Origin of the sequence: Niallia nealsonii, assembly GCF_002835805.1 — a bacterium.
In the GTDB taxonomy this organism is placed as follows: Bacteria; Bacillota; Bacilli; order Bacillales; family Cytobacillaceae; genus Niallia; species Niallia nealsonii.
In genome coordinates this window covers 114713-137254 of sequence record NZ_PISE01000016.1, presented here as the reverse complement: position 1 = coordinate 137254, position 22542 = coordinate 114713, and the positions used below count along the sequence as shown (strand labels likewise).

The window sequence follows — 22542 nt, the reverse complement described above, 5'->3', positions numbered from 1 at the left end:
TTTAAAGTTCTCTTTGAATAGCCATAATGGAAATGAGGAGGAGATAAATTTGGATGGTCAGTTCTTTTATTGGTTTATATGGATGTTATGGATTCAAACGACATTTTTTTTAGATAAAAAGCATAAAAATCGATTGAATTTCACTATCCTATTATTATCAGCTATTATTTTATCGCCATATCAATTAAGTATGTTTGGTTTTACTATTTCTTTATTATTAGCTTGTTTATATGTCGGAATTTTTTTCTATATCACCACATTTAAAAAAACAGCACTTTTGTACTTTCTTTTATCCGCCTTTTTTACGATGCTTGCTTACTGCTCGTTTCACTTATTTTCTATTCTTGACCCTATATGGATTATCTTTAATAAAGAGTGGCTGCTTTCCATTGGTTTAATTATAGTGGCCCGACTTATCTATAAGGAGCCGACGAAACAAATTTTATTAATCATTTTTGGAAGTATTAATGGGGATGTTTTATATGGCATTCTGTTAAAAAAATATCAGTATTCCTATACAGTTGGTTCTATGTCTTTTTTTGATAGTTTGCTTATTAGCATTGCTGCAATCGTCATTTTTTATACAGTTAAACTATATCTTTTAAGATGGGAAAAGTATGTTTATATTATGGAAAAGGAGAAACAAAAACTATTATGAATGAATTTACATATCCTATTGCTTTTGGGGTGATAATCGGAACTGCTTTAAGAGTATTTATGTTAAGAACAGATTATCGGCAATATCCAACGTATTTGCATGGGAAAATAATTCATATTGCATTAGGTTTTATTGCAGCAGGGTTAGGAACGGTGGCGATTCCTGCTATATTAGATAAAGATTTTACCGCGGTCACTTTTTTAACAGTAGCCGCTTCTCAATTTAGAGAAGTTCGTAACATGGAGCGAAACACATTAACGGAGCTAGATAGCTTTGAGATGGTGCCGAGAGGGAAAACATATATCGAGGGAATAGCGATTGCTTTTGAAAGCAGGAACTACTTAGTAATGTTTACAAGCCTTTTGAGTACCTTCGGCTATATTGCATACAATATTTGGACAGGAATGTTTGCCGCTATTGTATCTATTATTATTTCAAAAAAATTAATGTCTGGTGGAAAACTAAAGGATATTGTAACGATACAAGAAATGGAACCGAGATTTGAGGAAGCTGGTTTATACATTGACAATATTTATATTATGAACATCGGCTTGCCCGAAAGACAAAAAGAGGTGCTGCAATATGGCATAGGATTTATTCTTTCACCCAAAAACTTTAATGCCCGAAATACTATCGCTAATTTAGGGCAAAGACAGGCCATTCTTTATGATGTATCTACTGCTCTTGGCGTATATCGAGATTCAGGAACGCCAGCTTTAGTTCCATTAGCTAAAAGGGATTTAAATGATGGGAGAGTGGCTGTTTTTTTGCTGCCCCAAGAAAAAAATACCAAGAAGGCCTTGCAGATTATTGGAGCCGTGCCAACATTAGAGAATGCAATTAGAATGCCAAATAAACGGTTAGAGAGAAAGGAAGAAAAAGGTGAATATTGAAAAGTATATATTGGCTGCCATTACGACGAATTCCGCTAAAGTAGCCCAAGGCACGGGTGTATTTTATTGTGAAAATCAAAAAGAAATGGAACATGTTTCAGCTAATTTAGAAGCAATATTGGATGGAATTGCCCATCAAATAAGTAAAGATATTTATATTATTGTGAAGCATTAGAAATGTTTTTATATGATGGCTCATTTTATTCCGCATTAACGGGCTTTTGATCCCCCTCGAAGTTGGTGGGGACAACTGCCCGTAAAAGCCCGATTGGTTCAACTAACAATCAGTGGGGAATGGAACCCCTCCCCACAGATTGAAGTTTTACTTTATTTGTATAAGATAAAATGCTCTTTTTTCCTATTTAGAGAAACAAAGCCAAGAATTTTTGTTCTTGCTAGTAGTGAGGCTCTTTGTTAAAATAAATAAGTTATAGGGGTGTCCTAGGTGTAATGAGTATAATCCAGTCTTCCTTTTGTTCTTTTAAGCATGTTTCCTAATAATATTGATTTTTGGATTATTTTAACTATGTATACAGAAGCCATAATAAGAGCAAAATTAGTTGCCTGCTCTATATGCAGTAAATTTTCCATGATTTGAGGGAAACAAAAACTTATTCATAAAGGAAATTTGGCTTATGCTCATATGATGGACACCTTTAAGCTTTTGTGTTGTTCTTTATAAGAATAAGCAAACGTTAATAGAGAGTTTAAAGATTTAGATGCAGCTTACTGTTTATCTTTAGTAAGTTGATAACATGTTTGTTTTTAGGAATAAGCAGATTGGCTGCATAAATAAGTTTAATGGAAATGATGGAAGGATGAATGTAATGGCAAAACCTGTAATTGCGATAGTAGGAAGGCCAAATGTGGGCAAGTCCACTATTTTTAATAGAATTGTTGGCGAACGTATTTCAATAGTAGAAGATATTCCAGGAGTAACAAGGGATCGGATCTATAGTTCTGCTGAATGGTTAAATCATGATTTTAATTTAATTGATACAGGGGGCATCGACATTGGTGATGAGCCATTTTTAGATCAGATTAGAATGCAGGCAGAGATTGCTATAGAAGAAGCGGATGTTATTATTTTTATTACAAATGGACGCGAAGGGGTAACATCTGCTGATGAAGAAGTAGCAAAAATTCTATATCGTGCAAAAAAACCTGTTGTTCTTGCAGTAAATAAAATTGATAATCCTGAAATGCGTCAGCAGATTTACGATTTCTATTCCCTAGGTTTTGGTGAACCAGTACCAATTTCAGGTTCTCACGGTTTAGGATTAGGAGATTTGCTTGATGAAGCAGCACAGCATTTTCCAAAAGGAGAAGGAAAAGAATATGGCGATGATGTCATTAAATTCTCTTTAATTGGACGTCCAAATGTTGGGAAATCTTCTTTAGTTAATGCTATGCTAGGGGAAGATCGAGTAATTGTCAGCAATATAGCAGGAACGACAAGGGATGCAATTGATTCACAAGTAACGGTGAATGGAAACCCATATGTTATTATTGATACTGCCGGCATGAGAAAAAAAGGAAAAGTATATGAAACGACAGAAAAGTATAGCGTTCTTCGTGCATTAAGAGCAATTGAAAGATCAGATGTGGTTCTTGTTGTAATTGACGGAGAAGAAGGAATTATTGAACAGGATAAAAAGATTGCCGGCTATGCTCATGAAGCTGGAAGAGCAGTTATTATTGTGGTCAATAAATGGGATGCTGTTGAAAAAGATGAAAAAACAATGAAAGCATTTGAACGAAATATTCGAGAACATTTCTTGTTTTTAGATTATGCTCCGATTGTATTTTTATCTGCAAAAACAAAAAAACGTATCCATACGCTTATTCCTATGATTAATTTAGCAAGTGAGAACCATACATTGCGTGTGGAAACAAGTGTCTTAAACGATGTCATAATGGATGCAGTTGCGATGAATCCAACACCAACTGATAAAGGAAAAAGATTAAAAATCTACTATACTACACAAGTTGCTGTGGGACCGCCGACATTTGTTGTATTTGTTAATGATCCAGAGCTGCTTCATTTTTCTTATGAGCGCTTCTTGGAAAACCGTATAAGAGATGCATTTGGCTTCGAAGGCACACCAATTAAAATCTTTGCGAGAGAACGCAAATAATCGAGGTGTTTTTTTGATGGGCAATGGCAAAGTGAAAGTGGCAATGATAGGTGCTGGAAGTTGGGGAACAGCACTATCATTGGTTCTTGCAGATAATGGACATACTGTTTACTTATGGGGAAAAAACCAGCAAACAATTGATGAAATAAATAAGGTTCATGAGAATAAAAAATATTTGCCGAATATTTTGCTCCCAGATGGAATACATGGGACAACTTCTATGGAAGAAGCAGTGCGTGATGCTGCGTATATAACATTATCTGTACCAACAAAAGCAATGCGGGAAGTGATTAAACAAATTATTCCCTTTGTGAAAAGTCCTATAACCTTTGTACATGTAAGCAAGGGAATAGAACCAGAATCTCTTTTGCGAATTTCTGAAATAATGGAAGAAGAGATACCAAAAGAACTGATTAAAAGCATTGTTGTTCTTTCTGGCCCGAGTCATGCGGAGGAAGTGAGTCTGCGCCATCCAACAACGGTGACCGTTTCTTCGAAAAGCATGGAAGAAGCGCAAAAAGTCCAGGATTTATTTATTAATTCTAATTTTAGAGTATATACAAATCCTGATATTATTGGAGTCGAAATTGGTGGTGCATTAAAAAATATCATTGCTGTTTGTGCAGGTATTACAGATGGATTAGGTTATGGAGATAATGCAAAAGCAGCTTTGATTACAAGAGGGCTTGCTGAAATGGCTCGTCTTGGAACAAAGATGGGCGCTAATCCTTTAACATTTGCTGGACTGACAGGCATTGGTGATTTAATTGTAACATGTACAAGCCCACATTCTAGAAACTGGAGAGCAGGAAATCAGTTGGGAAAAGGGCGTCAAATGGAAGAGGTATTAAATGATATGGGCATGGCCGTGGAAGGAATCCGCACCACTAAAGCCGCTCATCAACTTTCTGAAAAATATAATGTAGAGCTGCCAATCGCAAGTGCTCTATATAATGTCCTCTTTAACGGAGGAGACCCTAAAAAGGCGGTAGATAGCCTTATGGAAAGAGGAAAAACAAGTGAGATGGAAGATTTGATAAATATTCTAGCCTCACAATACATAGAATAAATAAAGGGAAGCAGCAGAAAATATGCTGCTTTTTTTTGTTCGTAGACATTCTTTTATGAACTTTAAAAAAAGGAAAATTCAATTCATAGCTAGATGCAATATACTAGCTGTATAGTTTGTATAAGGTCTATTCTAAAAAAATAACGATCTTTTTTAGAAAAATAGGCATTTTTATGAAGCGATTTTGTAACAAATTGCATACAATGCAACGAAGCAACCTGGTGGATTGAACAGGGATTGGGTACAATAGTCTAAAAGTTTGCCGAAGTAAAGTTTCCCCTTCTTTACTTTGGCTCTTTGTTATTGAATGAGCTCTTATCCCTTTTTTTATATTTAGAAACAATGGGAATATTTAGGGGGGACTCGGGTTTTAAAAAACAGTATGTTCATTTATTTTTTATCCCTCTTTAACGGGATTTTGACCCCCACTGATTGAAGTTTCACTTTATGTTGGGTTTTTCTTTAGAGCTAGCTGTTTTGCGTACTTTTAAACTGGACTAGAAAGTATAAAAATGAAATCGATAAATGTTATTTTCTATTCTGTTAAAAAAATGTCATAAGCTTTCTTTTCATGTATATATTGAAGAGAAGGTTTTTTTCTATTTTTCTAAAAAGTTATATCTTCAAGAATAGCAAACTAAAAAAATTACCTTAATATAAGGAATTGCTTCTTTTTTCGCGTAGACATCAAGTGGCAAAAGATAGGGGTTCTTGATGTGTTTGTCCCTATTTAACAAGCTTTTGACCCTCATCTAAGAGATGATGAGAGATCTAGGTAGGAGACAAATGCTGAGTAAAAGCCCGATATAAAAGTACATAGACTAATAAGGACCCCGTGTCCTGTGACAATGTCTGTGTGACCTATATTCATCGGTCTCAGGCTACAATCAGTGGAGACGTAGAAAACTCCCGCTGATTAAAGTTTCACTTTATTAGCGGCATGTACTTGTTTTATTAATGGACAAAAAATCTAGGGGAGGAAATTTTTAAAATCAGTCATAAAGATATAGGACAACATCATAAATATATAGTGTCAAATAGTATTTTACGGAATAGTTTCCGATATGCTAAGGAGAGTTCAGGAGGGGATCACTTGGAAAAGGTCAATATTTTTAAAGATATTGCCGAAAGAACGGGCGGCGATATTTATTTAGGAGTTGTAGGTGCTGTACGAACAGGGAAATCAACTTTTATTAAAAAGTTTATGGAACTTGTCGTAATCCCTAATATGGACAATGAAGGAGACAGAGCTCGAACAAAAGATGAATTGCCGCAAAGTGCTGCTGGCAAAACAATCATGACGACAGAACCAAAATTCGTTCCAAATCAAGCAGCTTCTATTAAAGTGGATGAAGGATTAGATGTTAATATAAGATTAGTCGATTGCGTAGGATATACTGTTCCAGGAGCGCAAGGCTATGAAGATGAAAATGGTCCAAGAATGATTAATACACCGTGGTATGAAGAGCCAATCCCTTTCCATGAAGCAGCTGAAATTGGTACAAGAAAGGTCATTCAAGAACACAGTACTATTGGTGTTGTTATTACAACAGATGGCACAATTGGGGATATTCCTAGAAGTAACTACTTAGAAGCCGAAAAACGGGTGATTGAGGAACTAAAAGAAGTAGGGAAACCGTTTATTATGATTATCAATAGTGCACAGCCATTTCATCCAAATACAGAGGCTCTTCGTACAGAGCTTTCTAATGAATACGATATTCCTGTAATTGCAATGAGTGTAGAATCGATGAGGGAAACAGATGTATTAAATGTAATGAGGGAAGCATTGTTTGAATTCCCGGTTTTAGAAGTAAATGTAAATTTACCGAGTTGGGTAATGGTATTGCGTGAAAATCATTGGCTTCGCGACAACTATCAAGAAGCAGTAAAAGATACGGTTAAAGATATTAAAAGATTAAGAGATGTTGATCGAGTAGTAACCCAGTTTAGCGAATATGAATTTATTGATCGTGCAGGTCTTGCTGGAATTGAAATGGGGCAAGGAGTTGCAGAAATTGATTTATTTGCACCAGATGAGCTATACGATGAAATATTAAAAGAAATTGTTGGTGTTGAGATAAGAGGGAAAGACCACTTATTAGAGTTGATGCAAGATTTTGCTCATGCAAAAACGGAGTATGATCAAATATCTGATGCTTTAAAGATGGTAAAGCAAACCGGCTACGGCATAGCTGCCCCATCATTAGTGGACATGAGTTTGGATGAACCAGAAATTATTCGTCAAGGATCTCGATTTGGTGTTCGATTAAAGGCTGTTGCACCATCTATACACATGATAAAAGTAGATGTAGAGTCAGAATTTGCGCCAATCATTGGTTCTGAAAAACAAAGTGAGGAGCTTGTCCGATACTTGATGCAGGACTTTGAAGATGATCCGCTATCGATTTGGAATTCTGATATTTTTGGCAGAAGTTTAAGTTCGATAGTGCGTGAAGGGATTCAAGCGAAGCTTTCACTTATGCCGGAAAATGCAAGGTATAAATTAAAAGAAACACTTGAACGAATTATCAATGAAGGCTCTGGTGGACTAATTGCAATCATTCTTTAGGAGAACTCTTTTTAGGGTTCTTTTTTTGTTTTGGAAAATAAAAGATGTTAAATTTAACTTTCTGTTTCTTTAGAAGATAAAGCTTAAGTGAACGAATAATCAAAAGAAAATTCAAATAACTTTTGGCCTTAATTAAGGGGGAGATGCTTCTGAAGTAAGCCTTTTTTGCAACTAATCTTTAAAGGGATTGTTAAAAAAAGGGACAAGTGTTACAAATATCTGTTAAATTATTAAAAGATTGCTCTCAATAGATAATATTTCTTGATATGCGCAAATGATTATGATAATCTTTTAAAGGAATTAGCGTCATATAAGGTTTTTTAGGGGTATATGATTTAAGCAACCCACTTTTCGTTCAAATAATTCTCGTATATGCACTAGTATATAGTTCATATTTAAGAAAATATTTGGTATGATGTATATAATTCCGTGAATTTGTTTACAAATAATGATAGTAGATGCACTCTTTGAATTTATTTGAAACATTTGGGAGGAGGTGAAAGGCATGAACAAAACAGAATTAATTAACGCAGTTGCTGAAGCAAGTGAATTATCTAAAAAAGACGCTACTAAAGCAGTTGATGCTGTTTTTGATACAATCTTAAATGCTTTAAAGGATGGGGATAAAGTTCAACTTATCGGTTTCGGAAACTTTGAAGTTCGTGAACGTGCAGCACGTAAAGGACGCAACCCACAAACAGGCGAAGAAATTGAAATCGCAGCTAGCAAAGTTCCTGCTTTTAAACCAGGAAAAGCACTTAAAGATGCAGTGAAGTAATTACATACATTGCTACGATACTAAAAACCGCGGTCAACGCGGTTTTTTTGATACCATGTTTTTTGGAAAAGTGCTGAAATAAAGTGAAACGAACAGCTTCATTCCTTCTATATTCCCCAAATAATTATCAAAGAAAACAGTCGACAAACGGATGTTTTTATATTATTCTCCTAACTATATGTTTTTTATTAAATAGTTTTTGCTGTTAATCCACTTATATATGGTTTATTCATTAGAAAAAACTAAAAAGCATGAAGCGTAAATAATAGCTTTTACACCATTTGTTTTTCTATAGTATCTATCTAATTATGGCGGTTTATATTTTTTAGTATGTCCGAGCATAAAAGGAATACTCCTATAATTTATTTTTATAAAGCAAGGCGAGATAGTCTTCTATTAGTTATTATGCTAATATGGTTAGAGATAAATGGAATGAAAGGCTTTAGGAGGAAAAAGGAAATGTCTAAGGTAAATATCCCAAAAATTGAAGAAGCGGTAAAACTTATTTTAGAAGCTATTGGAGAAGATCCCGATAGAGAGGGTTTAATAGATACACCTACAAGGGTAGCGAAAATGTATAGTGAAATTTTCTCAGGTTTGCAGGAAGATCCGAAAGAATATTTTCAAACAATATTTGGAGAAGATCATGAAGAACTAGTGCTAGTAAAAGATATCCCATTTTACAGCATGTGCGAACATCATCTAGTGCCCTTTTTCGGAAACGCTCATGTTGCATATATCCCGCGAAATGGAAAAGTAACAGGTTTAAGCAAATTAGCGAGAGCGGTAGAAGTAGTTGCTAAAAGACCACAGCTCCAAGAACGAATTACATCAACTGTTGCAGACTCCATTTATGAAATGCTTGAGCCGCATGGTGTGATGGTGGTAATTGAAGCAGAGCATATGTGCATGACGATGAGAGGCGTTAATAAACCTGGGGCAAAAACGATTACGACAGCTGTACGAGGCCGCTATGCAGAAGATTCTGATGCAAGGGCAGAAGTGTTGTCTTTATTAAAATAATATCGGAACCAGGTCTGTTTTTTCAAAGAGTCTATTAAATATATTGTTGATATTTGGTTCATTTGTGCAAACTATTTGGTTTTTGCGAATGAATCAAATATTATTTTATCTAATAATAGTTATAGACAAAGATTGGAGAACAATCATCATGGATTTTTGTTTTTTCAAGCAAGTGGATGTATGTGAAATGAGCTAGAATGTTGAAAAAAGCGTCATACACCCGTTTTATGCTATAATTACAAAAGTAAGCGTAAATAGTAAATTTGAAATAATAGGGGAACAAGGGTGATAAAATGGCCATTACACAAAATTTGATTGATCAAATAAAAGAAAAAATCTTGCAGAAAATTTCTCATACCTATCTTTTTCAACATATACAGAAGCCTGTTATTGATGATGAAAGATTGCTTCTAATCCTTTCTATTTTAAAAGAGGCGAAATTATCAGATAAGGATATCGAGAAATATACAATAACTACCATGCTTATTCAAATTGCCCTTGATACCCATGAACTAATAACAAATGAAAGCCAAAGCAAAGATTTAGAAAAAAATAGGCAGTTGACTGTTTTGGCTGGTGACTTTTATAGTGGCCATTATTTTCAGTTATTAGCAGAAGCAGAAGATATTGATATGATAAAAATATTGGCGGAAGCAATAAAAGAGATCAACGAACAAAAAATTGTTTTATATCAAAAAGCAGCAGCCAATATGGAAGAGTTAGTAAAAAGCATTGGAATAGTAGAACATGCTTTAGTAGATAAATTAATAGCAGCTTTTCAAATGGAAGAATGGAAAAATCTATCTATTTTCATATTGCTAATAAAAAGGCTATTAAAAGAAAAAAATACATATAATGAGACTGGATCCTCTCTTGTAATGGATACCTTTTCATCAGAAAAATGGAAAGAGAAAAATAAAAATGAAGCCCCAGCAGAACTTATTCTAGGAAAATGTTTAGAGGATGCTTGTGGCCACTTGCAAAAAGCAATGAACTCTATGCCCGTTTGTATAAATACTTTGCTATTAGAAAAGATTCAACTTTTATTAAATGAATGTCAACAACAAATGTATGTGGAAGAAGGGTAAAAAGGCAATGCAGCAACAACAATCGAAGGAAGAAAAAGTCCATCATGTTTTTGAAAAGATCTATGATAATTATGATAAAATGAACACGCTAATTAGTTTTCAGCAACATAAATTTTGGCGAAAAGATACAATGAAAAAGATGAACGTGTCAAAAGGTGCTTCTGCATTGGATGTTTGCTGCGGCACTGCTGATTGGACGATTAGTTTGGCGGATGCTGTTGGGCCAACTGGTCATGTTGTTGGTTTGGATTTTAGCGAAAATATGTTAAGCATCGGGAAAGTAAAAACAAAAAGTTACTCCAATATTAAACTTATACATGGAAATGCAATGGAACTGCCTTTTCCAGATAACAGCTTTGATTATGTAACAATTGGATTTGGACTCAGAAATGTACCCGATTATTTACAAGTGCTCAAAGAAATGCGGCGAGTAGTAAAGCCAGGGGGAACGGTAGTTTGTCTAGAAACATCCCAACCAACAATGCCCGTTTTTAAGCAGTGCTACTATTTTTATTTTCGGTTCGTTATGCCTCTTTTTGGAAAATTGTTTGCCAAAAGCTACAAAGAGTATTCGTGGCTGCAAGAGTCTGCCCGCGATTTTCCTGGTATGAAAGAATTGAAAAATATGTTTGAACAAGCGGGCTTATCCAATGTTTCCTATAAGCCGTATAGTGGCGGAGTTGCAGCTTCCCATTTTGGATATAAAGAAAAATAAGTTTCTGTACGGTTAAAAACAGCAGGGTTTTTAGCCGTATAGATTTTAAAAGACGGGTGAGTAGTGAGTGAAATTAAAAATGATGTATTCATTTTTGAATTCGGATTTAGCGATGATTGAAAAGACATTAGAAGAAACAGTAATGGCTGATTCTAGTGTTTTACGAGAGTCTTCTTTGCATTTATTACAGGCGGGCGGTAAACGGATTAGACCGATATTTGTTTTATTGGCAGGTCAGTTTGGCGATTATAATATCGATGTAATAAAAAAGGCTGCTGTTGCCTTAGAACTAATACATATGGCTTCTTTGGTGCATGATGATGTTATTGATGATGCAGATCTTCGTCGAGGTCAGCCTACGATTAAAGCAAAATGGGATAATAAAATTGCCATGTACACAGGGGATTATATTTTTGCTCGTTCTTTAGAAGTAATGAGCGACATAAAAAAAGCTGAGGCGCATAAAGTATTGGCTAATACTATTGTGGAAGTATGCATTGGGGAACTTCAGCAAATAAAAGATAAATATCGTTATGAACAAAATATTAGAGATTATTTTCGCCGGATCAAAAGAAAAACAGCTCTTCTTATTTCAGCAAGTTCCTTAGTTGGGGCTATTGCTTCTGACGTGGAAGAAAAATATCAAAAAAAACTGTATCGATTTGGCTATTATGTAGGAATGTCCTATCAAATCATTGATGATGTACTTGATTTTGTCGCAACAGAGGAAGAGCTAGGAAAACCAGCAGGTGGAGATTTGCTGCAGGGGAATATTACATTGCCAGTTTTGTACGCAATGGAGCAAAAAGAAGTACAGAAGGCTGTAAAAACTGTTCATGAAGATATGGACAAAAAAGATCTTGAGAAAATTATTATGCTAATAAAGAATTCAGATGCTATTGATCGTTCCTTAAAAGTAAGTGATTTATATTTGGCTAAAGCTTTAAAGGAATTAGAAGGCTTGCCGAATAATCGCTCGAAAAAAGCGTTAACTAATATAGCAAAGTATTTAGGGAAACGGAAATATTAGAAAATTTTGCAAAGTGTCTTCATTTATGGTAGTGTTTTCATGAATAGCCTATTTTTACATTTTCTATTAATAGTATAGGAGTGAAAACGATGGAGAGAACGTTTTTAATGGTAAAGCCAGATGGTGTACAAAGAAATCTAATAGGCAAAATTATAGAACGTTTTGAACAAAAAGGCTTTCAACTTATTGGTGCAAAATTTATGCATATATCCAATGAGTTGGCCCAAAATCACTACCAGGAACATGTGGAAAAACCTTTTTTTACGGAATTAGTAGATTTTATTACTTCTGGTCCTGTTTTTGCAATGGTATGGCAAGGGGAAGATGTTATTGCTAAATCAAGACTAATGATGGGCAAAACAAATCCAATGGAAGCCATGCCTGGAACAATCCGAGGCGACTTTGCTACTGTTAAAAGCAAAAATGTTATTCATGGATCGGATGGTGCAGAAAGCGCTGCAAGAGAAATTGCGTTATTTTTTAAAGAAGAAGAATTAATTACATATCAAAAAAATATAGCGGCATGGGTGAATTAATTATCTAGACAAGCCCTTACTTACATAATAAGATGCTTGATGAAAATCAAGTATCTTTTTTCTATATAACTAATTATGCATTATTTTTCTTTTAATTAGTGGGAATATTCTTGTTATTTATTAAAGCAAAGGATAAATCTAGTCTATTTATTTGATGTGAAACCATTCGGTAGAGAAATTTAATGCCCTTTTTTTTGTTTTATCGTTTATACTATAAAAAAGAAATTAATGTATTGTAGTGAGGGGTAATAATGGATAAAGCTTATGATGATTTTGTCAAAAATTTTTACAATCAATCAGGTATTGATTTATCCTTATATAAGGAAGCGCAAATGAAAAGAAGATTAACATCCCTTTATGAAAAAAGGGGATTTGCTTCTTTTAAGGAATATTTCCAGGCAGTCATTAGAAATAAAGATTTAATGGACGAATTATTAGATCGAATGACGATTAATGTTTCAGAATTTTATCGAAATTACAAAAGATGGGAAATTTTAGAAAATAAAATCATCCCTAAAATAATTGATAAACGAGGTGGAAAACTGAAAGTATGGAGCGCTGCTTGTTCTACAGGAGAAGAGCCATATACGCTTTCAATGATTTTTGCCAATCATTTGTCGAGAACTCAATATGATATTTTGGCTACAGATATTGATGAGCTAGCCATTCAAAAAGCGAAAACAGGCATTTACATCGGTAGAGCATTAAATGAAGTTCCACTAAAACAAAAACAGCAGCATTTTACAGAAAAGGGCAGTCTTTTCCACGTGAATGAGGAAATAAAAAAAACGGTATCGTTTAAAAAACATAATCTCTTGGCAGATTCATTTCACGGTCCTTTTGATTTGATTGTATGCCGAAATGTACTCATCTATTTCACAGAAGAGGCAAAAGATTTGCTTTATCAAAAATTCTCTAATGCGCTAAAACCTGGAGGGATTTTTTTTGTAGGCAGTACAGAACAAATATTTAATCCAGGAAAATATGGCTTGGAAACAGAGGATACTTTTTTTTATCGCAAACGATTATAAGTTGTTTTTTTTTGCTTTTTAGTTTAGGCGATAGCATGTTAAATCTGACGAATTATAAGGTTTTTTTATTAAATTTATTTTTTATACTATTTTTCTATAAATGAATATGTTATATTGAAACATATTTCCTTTAAAGCGTTGAAGGGAGAAAGGATTCGAAAAATGAGATATTTAACTTCAGGGGAATCACATGGTCCCAAACTTATAACAATTATTGAGGGGCTTCCTTCTGGGATGCCACTGCTTGCAAGTGATATTAATGAAGAATTGGCAAGAAGACAAAAAGGCCATGGACGTGGCAGAAGAATGCAGATTGAAAAAGATACAGTCGAAATTGGCGGCGGAATCAGACATGGTTATACATTAGGTTCTCCGGTGTCCTTAATTGTCGAAAATAATGACTGGAAGCATTGGACAAAAATAATGGGGCAAGACCCAATAGAAGAAGATGAAACAGAAATTAAGAGAAAAATTTCTCGTCCAAGACCTGGACATGCTGATTTAAACGGGGCAATTAAATATGGCCACCGTGATATGCGAAATGTGCTAGAACGCTCTTCTGCCCGTGAAACAACGGTGAGAGTAGCTGCTGGTGCAGTTGGAAAAAAACTGCTTTCGCTTTTAGGAATAAAAGTAGCATCACATGTTTTAGAAATTGGCGGAGTAAAAGCAAATGTAGAGTCATATGAGTCTATTGAGAAATTAGCGGAAATATCTGAACAATCACCAGTTCGCTGCTTAGATCCTATTGCTGAAAAAGAAATGATGAAAGCAATTGATGATGCAAAAACTAATGGTGATTCTATTGGTGGTATAGTAGAAGTAATCGTCGAAGGTATGCCTGTTGGTGTTGGTAGCTATGTACATTACGATCGCAAATTAGATGCAAAGCTTGCTGGTGCCATCATGAGCATTAATGCATTTAAAGGTGTGGAATTTGGCATTGGCTTTGAAGCAGCGAGAAAACCTGGCAGTGAAGTCCATGATGAAATCCTTTGGGATGAACAAAATGGTTATACACGCAAAACAAACAGATTAGGCGGTTTAGAAGGTGGAATGTCAACAGGTATGCCGATTGTAGTCAGAGGCGTAATGAAGCCAATTCCAACTTTATATAAACCATTAAATAGTGTCGATATTGAAACAAAAGAGCCGTTTGCTGCGAGCATTGAGCGTTCAGACAGCTGTGCTGTTCCTGCTGCTGCCGTTGTTGCGGAAAATGTTGTGGCATGGGAATTGGCATGTGCTATTATTGATCAGTTTTATTCGGATAGATTCGATAGTTTGTTAGAAAATATCAATAAGCATCGAGAATATGCGAGGGAATTCTAATGAAAACAGTTGCAGTTACAACTGATTCAAAAAAATATGATGTGTTTATTGGAAAAGATGCAACTAGACATTTGCCTGAATTTCTGCATAATCATTTCCAAAACTGTTCCAAACTTTTTATATTAACAGATGAAACAGTGGCAAAGCTTCATTTAGCATCACTTACTGAGCTGCTGGCTGATTTTTCTTATGAAACATATGTGGTTCCATCAGGAGAAAAAGCCAAAACATTTGATGTATATTATGACTGTTTAACATTCGCTCTAACACAAAATTTTGACAGAAAGTCGATTGTCTTAGCTCTTGGCGGTGGTGCAGTAGGAGATTTGGCTGGTTTTGTAGCAGCGACCTTTATGAGAGGAATTCCCTTTATTCAGATTCCAACAACGATTTTGGCTCATGACAGTGCTGTTGGCGGCAAGGTAGCTATTAATCATCCAGAAGGAAAGAATATGATTGGAGCTTTTTATCAGCCTGAAGCTGTGTTTTATAATACTTCAGCTATTGCTACATTGCCAGACAAAGAAATTAAGTCAGGCTTTGCTGAAGTAATAAAACATGCATTAATTAACGATGAAAATTTTTATTCTACTCTTTTAAAGCTAGATGATTTAAGCAAAGTAACGGAGCAAGAGTTAGCTGATTTCTTGCAAAAAGGCATTGAAATAAAGGCGAAGATAGTTGGAGAAGATGAGAAGGAAACAGGAATTAGGGCCTATTTAAACTTTGGTCATACATTAGGCCATGCAATTGAAGCTGAGATGGGCTATGGCAATATGACCCATGGGGAAGCTGTTGCAATTGGCATGATCTTTGCCCTAACTTTAAGCAAAAAGAAATATGGTTTGGATTTTTCAGTAGCCGATTTCTCAAAATGGTTGGAAAAATTAAACTATCAAATTCAAATTCCAAATCATCTTGATCTCGATCGATTAATTAATAGAATGAAGCAAGATAAAAAATCAGTTAATGGAGATATCCATTTTGTATTGCTGCAAAAAATCGGCCAGCCTCAAGTAGTAAAAATAGCTGAGGAAGAGATAAAAGAGGAACTACAATTATTTAAGGAGAGAATGTAAATGATAAGAGGAGTGCGGGGGGCAATAACTGTTGAGCAAAATGAAGAAACAGAGATTATGAATGCAACAGAGCGCCTTGTGAAAGCGATGATACTGTTAAATGACATTCAAGCGGATGATGTCGCATCTGTTTTTGTGTCAGTGACAGATGATATAACGGCTGCATTCCCTGCAAAAGTTATACGTTTGCAAGAGGGCTGGACATATGTTCCTGTTATGTGCATGAAAGAAATGGAAGTTCCTTTTTCACTAGAAAAGTGCATACGAATTATGTTTCATGTCAATACACAAGTTGCCCAAAAAGACATTAAACATGTTTATTTAGAAAATGCTATTACATTAAGGCCAGATCTAAAAGAAGCTTAATAAACTTACTTCTTTTAAAAACGGGATAAACATAAAAGCTATTAAAATTTTGAGGTGAACAATGATGAAATGGAAAAGCCAACTTTTGAATCTAACTCCTTATCAACCTGGGAAAAACATTGATGAAGTAAAAAGACAATTTAATTTAGAAAACATCGTCAAACTTGCTTCAAATGAAAATCCATTTGGCAGTTCTTTAAAAGTAGTGGAGGAACTGAAAAAAGTGGATGGTTCATTTGCTTTATACCCAGATGGATATGCAACAAAATTGCGCTTGAAATTAGCTGAATTTTTGCAAGTGTCTAAAGAACAATTAGTTCTTGGAAATGGATCAGATGAAATTATTTTAATGATTTCTCGTGCGCTTTTAAAACCAGGTTTAAATACGGTAATGGCAACACACACATTTGGACAATACAAACATAATGCGATTGTAGATGGAGCGGAAGTAAGGGAAGTTCCATTAACGGCTGATGGACTTCACGATTTGGATGCTATGCTTTTAGCGATTGACGAGTCTACAAGTGTTGTATGGTTATGTTCACCTAATAATCCAACAGGTACATATATTACAGAAGAAAAATTAGTGGACTTTTTGAGAGCTGTTCCAAAAGATGTTTTAGTCGTTTTAGATGAAGCATATTATGAGTATGTTGTAGCAGAAGATTATTATGATGCTCTTGATTTAGTAAATGCTTTTGAAAATTTAATTGTGTTAAGAACATTCTCTAAAATTTATGGTTTAGCAAGTTTTCGAGTTGGCTATGGGGTTGCGAATGAATCATTAATCAAAACATTAGAGCCAATTAGAGAGCCTTTTAATGTGAATACCCTTGGGCAAATTGCTACATTAACAGCTTTAGAAGATCAGGAGTTTGTAGAAAGCTGCAAAATAAAAAACAGAGAAGGGTTGGAATTATTCTATGCATTCTGCAAAGAGCATGGCTTGGATTACTACCCGTCTCAAACAAACTTCATCTTAATCGATTTTAAAGTAGATGGAAATGAGGTATTCCAGTACTTTTTAGAACGGGGTTATATTGTGCGTTCTGGTGTACCGCTAAACTTCCCTACATCTGTTCGAATAACAGTTGGTTCAAAAGAGCAAAATGAAGGATTATTGCAAGTGATGTCTCAGTTTTTAGAAGAGAAGGCAGCTAAATTATAATTTTACAAAAGAAGTGGCGGTGAATAAAGTGAATGGCCGCGTCTTTATAATAGGATTGGGACTAATTGGAGGATCTTTGGCATTAGGCATTAAAGCCAAACATCCTCATTGCAGCATCATTGGTTATGATGTATCAGATCAAAATGTAAAGCTTGGAAAAATGTTAGGGGTAATTGATGAAAAAGCCGATTCCATTATGGAAGGGGCACTAGATGCTGATTTGATTATTATTTCGACACCTGTAAAGGAAACGGAAATAATAATGGAAATGTTTGGAGAGTTGCCTTTAAAAAAAGATGTGATTATTACAGATGTTGGCAGCACGAAAGGGAGAATTATGGAGAAAGCAGAATTGCTTTCGCAAAAGGGCATCACTTTTATTGGGGGGCATCCGATGGCTGGCTCCCATAAAAGTGGGGTTACCGCTGCAAAATCTTTGCTGTTTGAAAATGCCTTTTATTTAATTACACCAGACAATTTTACAGATGAAGACAAGGTAAAATGTTTAATGAATTGGCTAGGTGGAACAAAAGCTAAGTTTTTAGTAATTACCCCAAGTGAACATGACTTGCTGACAGGTGTCATTAGTCATATGCCTCATATTGTGGCAGCATCTCTTGTACATCAGGCAGACCAAACAAGCAAAACAAATGAGCTTGTTACAAGACTCGCAGCTGGTGGGTTTAGAGATATTACAAGAATAGCATCAAGCAGTCCAGCTATGTGGCGTGATATTTTACTTCATAATAAAGAAGTGCTGTTGAAGCTTTTAAAGGATTGGCAAGATGAAATGAACCTGGTTATTTCGTTAATAGATGAGGAAAATGCTGAAGGGCTGTTCACTTATTTTGAAGATGCGAAAAAATTTCGGGATGAGCTTCCTAAAAACCAAAAAGGAGCAATTCCTGCCTTTTATGATTTATATGTAGATGTTCCCGATTATCCAGGGGTTATTTCGGAAATAACAGGTTATTTAGCGAAAGAAGCAATTAGTATAACCAATATTCGCATTATTGAAACAAGAGAAGATATTAATGGAATATTAGTTATTAGCTTTCAAACAGATGAGGATAGAATGCGTGCGCAAAAATGTATTGCAGCCTATTCCAATTACGATACGACGATTGAAAAATGATGGCGGAAGAGGTGGACGAACGGATGAAATTAATAGATACTCCAGCGAGTTTACAAGGGGAGATATTAGTCCCGGGCGATAAATCTATTTCTCACCGTTCTGTTATGTTTGGCGCGATTGCAAATGGCAGAACAACGGTTACTAATTTTTTAATGGGCGATGATTGTTTAAGTACAATCTCTTGTTTTCAAAAACTAGGCGTTCATATCGATGTACAAAAAGATAAAGTAATCATTGAAGGAAATGGATTAGATGGGTTAATAGAGCCAAAAGAGGTTTTAGATGTTGGCAATTCAGGGACAACTATTCGACTGTTGTCAGGAATTCTTGCTGGAAGAGAATTTCATGCTACATTAGTTGGAGATCACTCTATTGGAAAAAGACCGATGACAAGAGTTGTGGGCCCATTACGTACAATGGGAGCAAAAATTGATGGCAGAAATAATGGAGAGTTTACACCACTTTCTATCCGTGGTGGTTCTCTAGAGCCTATAACATATGAACTTCCTGTGGCAAGTGCTCAAGTAAAATCTGCAATTATTTTTGCTGCACTGCAAGCAAATGGAAAAACAACGGTTATTGAACCATTGGCAACAAGGGATCATACAGAAAGAATGATTAAACGATTCGGCGGGAAAATTGATATAAAAGATAAGGCGATATATATTGAGGGCGGACAATCTTTAACAGCTGCGGATATTCATGTTCCAGGAGATATTTCATCGGCAGCCTTCTTTTTAGTTGCAGCCAGTATTGTGCCGAATAGTCGCGTTTTGCTGAAAAATGTCGGTTTAAATCCAACTCGCACTGGCATAATGGATGTTTTGAAAAATATGGGGGCATCAGTCGAAATCAGTCAAAATGAATCTGAATTATTTGAACCAGTTGGTGACATTACTGTAAGAACAAGCAATTTGACAGGGACAGTTATTGAAGGGGACATTATTCCAAAGTTAATTGATGAAATCCCAATCATTGCTCTTTTGGCAACACAAGCAAGTGGAACAACTGTTATTAAAGATGCTCACGAATTAAAGGTAAAAGAGACCAATCGTATTGATACAGTTGTACAAGAATTGCAAAAGTTAGGTGCTGATATTGTCGCAACGGATGATGGAATGGTGATTAAAGGGGGAACACCTCTTTCTGGCAATGTGGTAAATAGCCATGGAGATCATCGAATTGGCATGATGTTGGCTGTTGCTTCCCTCATTTGTGAAGGAGAATTAACATTAGAAAATGCAGAAGCGATTTCTGTATCCTATCCAACTTTTTTTGAACATTTAACAGGTCTAACGCAAAATTAATGCGTAAATTGACATAAAAATAAAACTCGGTCCTAATGGAGGGCTGAGTTTTATTTTTGTTCAAAATGAAACGATATAGTGAATAATAGGGAAGCAGGAATCAATTCAACATTTTGCCACCCATTATATTCATTAACAAAAAAAGGAATAATTTCTGAAACAAAATCATAGCTTGTCTTAAAGAAAATGGGTGGTGATGCTAGGAAATGGCTGGAAATAGGGTGAAAACATCCATTCATCTATAAAAAGTGGACGAAAAACATGGCTGCAAGGAATGGAAAAAAAATTTTTTGTATGATTGTTTCTGTTTTTTCTAAATAAAAAATACTGACTTGCAAATGAGAAATGTATGATAAAGGAGAAAACAGGCAAAGCAGTAATGGAGGAACCAATCGAAGAGGTAAATGTTCTCTGTAGTAAATAAGTTCTTCGATCATAAATATTGAAGAAAATGATTTGTTTCTTTATCATAGTGATAGAGTATAATTTGTTTTTTGTTAAGAAAGTTGTATTTGAAGCAAGTGAAAGCATTTTTTATCACTTACAATAGGGAATATATTGAAGCAAAAGTCTTTTTATCTTTCGAAATGGATAGAGACTAGAGAGGAACATACATGGAAAGAGTACAAGAAATTATTGCGTTATTAGAAGATGGACAACAAGATAAGGCGTTGCAATATTATAATGATATAGTAAAAAGCGGCAGCAATGAGGAGAGATTTCTATTAGGGGAAGAGCTGTTTCAGCTAGGTTTTTTGGAAGAAGCAAAAATTTTGTTTCAGCGTTTATTAGAAGCGTACCCAGAAGAGGGAGAATTATTAGTGCTAGTAGCTGAAGCAGAAATGGAACTTGGCAATGAAGAAGAAGCAATTGCTGTGCTTGAGAGAATAAATGAACAAGATCCAAGCTATCCTCAAGCCTTGTTATTATTGGCAGACTTATATCAAATGGATGGCTTGTTTGAAGTAAGTGAACAAAAATTGCTTCAAGCGAAGTTAATTTTGCCAAATGAAGTGATTATAGATTTTGCTCTTGGGGAATTATATGCAGAACAAGGAAGACTGTATGATGCAATTAATGCTTATAAACTAGTTCTCTCTCATCAAACTGTAGTGGGCGGCGTTAATGTTAATGGAAGAATTGCGGATTGTTTAAGTGCAGGCGGCGGTTTTGAAGAAGCTGTCGACTATTATAAAAAAGCATTAGCTGAAAAAGTGGAAATTAACACATTGTTTAATTTAGGATTAACTTCCCTGCAAGCTGGAATGACTTCAAGTGCAATTAAACATTTGGAAGAAGTAAAAGCGTTAGATCCTTCTTTTCATTCTTTGTACTTATATTTGGCAAAAGCATATGAACAGGAAGAGATGTTAAACGAAGCAGATGAAACAATGGTAGAAGGCATAAAACAGGATGAGTTTAATAAAGATTTATACGTATATGGCGGGAAGCTTGCACTCAAGTTGGGCAACGAAGAAAATGCAGAAAAATATTTTCGTGAAGGGTTGGCGATTGATCCTGAATTTACGGAAGCTGTGCTTCTACTAAACAAGCTGTTTTTATCTCAGGACCGGTTTAGTGACTGCATGGAGCTCGTTGATATGATGGATGCTCAACAAATTGAGGAGCCCCAGCTATATTGGGATGCTGCTAAAGCACTGCAAGGGCTAGAGAAATATTCAGAGGCATTAAACAAATATAATACCGCATATACTTTTTATAAGGATCTTCCAGATTTTTTATACGACTTTGGATATTTTCTTTTAGAAGAAGGAAAAAGAACGGAAGCTGCCGAAATTTTTAATAAGCTGTTGTTAACTGACCCTAGTAATGTTGAGTATATGGAAATTATTGATCAATTAACAGAGGAGCCATTTTAACGCAAGCTTGAATTTTGGAGAGCATAAGCACGGGGGAAAAGAGTGGTGAATGGCAGGGTGTAAACTGAAAGAAAAAAATTTAGTTGCAATGCAGAGGAGGGAACTAAACAGATGAAAACCCCTGTATCTGTCAATGAGAAAAAAGACTTCATTCGTTGGTTTTTGAATCATTATCAATTGAAGAGAAGGGAATGTGTCTGGATTTTAAATTACTTAATGAGCCACGATCAATTAATGGAAAAGGTTCATTTTGTAGATAATGCAGAAAGATGTCCAAGAGGGTTAATCATGTCGACACATTGTGTGGATGAAGTTCCATTTCGTTTTTATAAAGAAAATGTAATGACAACCGATGCAGAGAAATCTTTTCATGATATTCGCTTAAACAGGGATGAAGATATTTATATTCAATTAAATTTTTATGCATCTAATCAAGCTCATCAATATGCAGCTGTGCTAGTGGAAAATCCATTTATGCCGAAAAAATTAGAAATAAGTGAAAAAGATAAAATGATTGCAGAACAATTTCTTGTAGCAAGCATTGAAAAGTTTCAAAAGGAAAAACTGCTTGAATTGATTGATGAGGCTCTTGATAAGGGAGATCAACAATCTTTTCAGGAGTTGACCAATAGGTTGCAGTATTTGCGAAATGTAGAATAGATAGTGGCGGCAAAAAGATGTGGCGAACGAGAGGATTGGTTTGCCTTTCCCTTTTTGCCGCTTTTTTGTGTTGTTATGGAGTAA

At 35.2% G+C, this 22542-nt stretch carries 21 protein-coding genes; all 21 read left to right on the top strand.

The window, feature by feature from the left end:
* The first annotated feature begins 49 nt into the window (after positions 1-49).
* Positions 50-658, top strand: a complete 609-nt coding sequence (locus tag CWS01_RS08685) for a YphA family membrane protein (protein ID WP_101176796.1) — start codon at positions 50-52, stop codon at positions 656-658.
* A complete protein-coding gene (locus CWS01_RS08680) occupies positions 655-1551 on the top strand; it encodes a YIEGIA family protein (RefSeq protein WP_101176795.1) in 897 nt (298 codons plus the stop codon). Before CWS01_RS08685 ends, CWS01_RS08680 begins: the two co-directional genes overlap by 4 nt.
* Entirely contained in the window at positions 1541-1726 is a 186-nt protein-coding gene (locus CWS01_RS08675) for a capping complex subunit for YIEGIA (protein ID WP_101176794.1), read from the top strand. The genes CWS01_RS08680 and CWS01_RS08675 overlap by 11 nt, the downstream gene beginning before the upstream one ends.
* 652 nt (positions 1727-2378) lie before the next feature.
* Positions 2379-3689, top strand: a complete 1311-nt coding sequence (gene der / locus CWS01_RS08670) for a ribosome biogenesis GTPase Der (RefSeq protein WP_101176793.1) — start codon at positions 2379-2381, stop codon at positions 3687-3689.
* Positions 3690-3705: 16 nt separating this feature from the next.
* Entirely contained in the window at positions 3706-4758 is a 1053-nt protein-coding gene (locus CWS01_RS08665; protein WP_101176792.1) for an NAD(P)H-dependent glycerol-3-phosphate dehydrogenase, read from the top strand.
* 1093 nt (positions 4759-5851) lie between these two features.
* Positions 5852-7330, top strand: coding sequence for a stage IV sporulation protein A (spoIVA, locus tag CWS01_RS08660; protein WP_101176791.1), 1479 nt, complete (start codon positions 5852-5854; stop codon positions 7328-7330).
* Between the two features lie 505 nt (positions 7331-7835).
* Positions 7836-8108: an HU family DNA-binding protein gene (locus tag CWS01_RS08655; RefSeq protein ID WP_016203034.1), complete on the top strand. Its 273-nt coding sequence runs from the start codon at positions 7836-7838 to the stop codon at positions 8106-8108.
* A gap of 459 nt (positions 8109-8567) precedes the next feature.
* Complete coding sequence (gene folE / locus CWS01_RS08650) at positions 8568-9131, top strand: GTP cyclohydrolase I FolE (protein WP_101176789.1); 564 nt, start codon at positions 8568-8570, stop codon at positions 9129-9131.
* A gap of 293 nt (positions 9132-9424) precedes the next feature.
* Positions 9425-10219 (top strand): heptaprenyl diphosphate synthase component 1, encoded by a 795-nt coding sequence (locus CWS01_RS08645; protein ID WP_101176788.1) that lies wholly within the window; start codon positions 9425-9427, stop codon positions 10217-10219.
* A gap of 7 nt (positions 10220-10226) precedes the next feature.
* Positions 10227-10934: a demethylmenaquinone methyltransferase gene (locus tag CWS01_RS08640; protein ID WP_101176787.1), complete on the top strand. Its 708-nt coding sequence runs from the start codon at positions 10227-10229 to the stop codon at positions 10932-10934.
* Between the two features lie 67 nt (positions 10935-11001).
* On the top strand, positions 11002-11964 hold the full coding sequence (hepT, locus tag CWS01_RS08635; RefSeq protein ID WP_101176786.1) for a heptaprenyl diphosphate synthase component II: 963 nt from the start codon (positions 11002-11004) through the stop codon (positions 11962-11964).
* 89 nt (positions 11965-12053) lie between these two features.
* Complete coding sequence (ndk, locus tag CWS01_RS08630) at positions 12054-12500, top strand: nucleoside-diphosphate kinase (protein ID WP_101176785.1); 447 nt, start codon at positions 12054-12056, stop codon at positions 12498-12500.
* A gap of 251 nt (positions 12501-12751) precedes the next feature.
* Complete coding sequence (locus tag CWS01_RS08625; RefSeq protein WP_101176784.1) at positions 12752-13531, top strand: CheR family methyltransferase; 780 nt, start codon at positions 12752-12754, stop codon at positions 13529-13531.
* 162 nt (positions 13532-13693) lie between these two features.
* A complete protein-coding gene (gene aroC, locus CWS01_RS08620) occupies positions 13694-14863 on the top strand; it encodes a chorismate synthase (protein WP_101176783.1) in 1170 nt (389 codons plus the stop codon).
* Positions 14863-15942 carry a 3-dehydroquinate synthase gene (gene aroB, locus CWS01_RS08615; RefSeq protein ID WP_193603768.1) on the top strand — a complete coding sequence of 360 codons (1080 nt, stop codon included), beginning with the start codon at positions 14863-14865 and terminating at the stop codon, positions 15940-15942. The genes aroC and aroB overlap by 1 nt, the downstream gene beginning before the upstream one ends.
* Positions 15943-16308: a chorismate mutase gene (aroH, locus tag CWS01_RS22770; RefSeq protein WP_193603767.1), complete on the top strand. Its 366-nt coding sequence runs from the start codon at positions 15943-15945 to the stop codon at positions 16306-16308.
* Positions 16309-16372: 64 nt separating this feature from the next.
* On the top strand, positions 16373-17476 hold the full coding sequence (gene hisC, locus CWS01_RS08610; protein WP_101176782.1) for a histidinol-phosphate transaminase: 1104 nt from the start codon (positions 16373-16375) through the stop codon (positions 17474-17476).
* Positions 17477-17504: 28 nt separating this feature from the next.
* Positions 17505-18611 carry a prephenate dehydrogenase gene (locus CWS01_RS08605; protein WP_101176781.1) on the top strand — a complete coding sequence of 369 codons (1107 nt, stop codon included), beginning with the start codon at positions 17505-17507 and terminating at the stop codon, positions 18609-18611.
* 23 nt (positions 18612-18634) lie between these two features.
* Positions 18635-19918 carry a 3-phosphoshikimate 1-carboxyvinyltransferase gene (gene aroA / locus CWS01_RS08600; protein ID WP_101176780.1) on the top strand — a complete coding sequence of 428 codons (1284 nt, stop codon included), beginning with the start codon at positions 18635-18637 and terminating at the stop codon, positions 19916-19918.
* 614 nt (positions 19919-20532) lie between these two features.
* Positions 20533-21798: a tetratricopeptide repeat protein gene (locus CWS01_RS08595; protein ID WP_101176779.1), complete on the top strand. Its 1266-nt coding sequence runs from the start codon at positions 20533-20535 to the stop codon at positions 21796-21798.
* A gap of 111 nt (positions 21799-21909) precedes the next feature.
* Positions 21910-22458 (top strand): ReoY family proteolytic degradation factor, encoded by a 549-nt coding sequence (locus CWS01_RS08590; RefSeq protein ID WP_101176778.1) that lies wholly within the window; start codon positions 21910-21912, stop codon positions 22456-22458.
* The last annotated feature ends 84 nt before the right edge of the window (positions 22459-22542 follow it).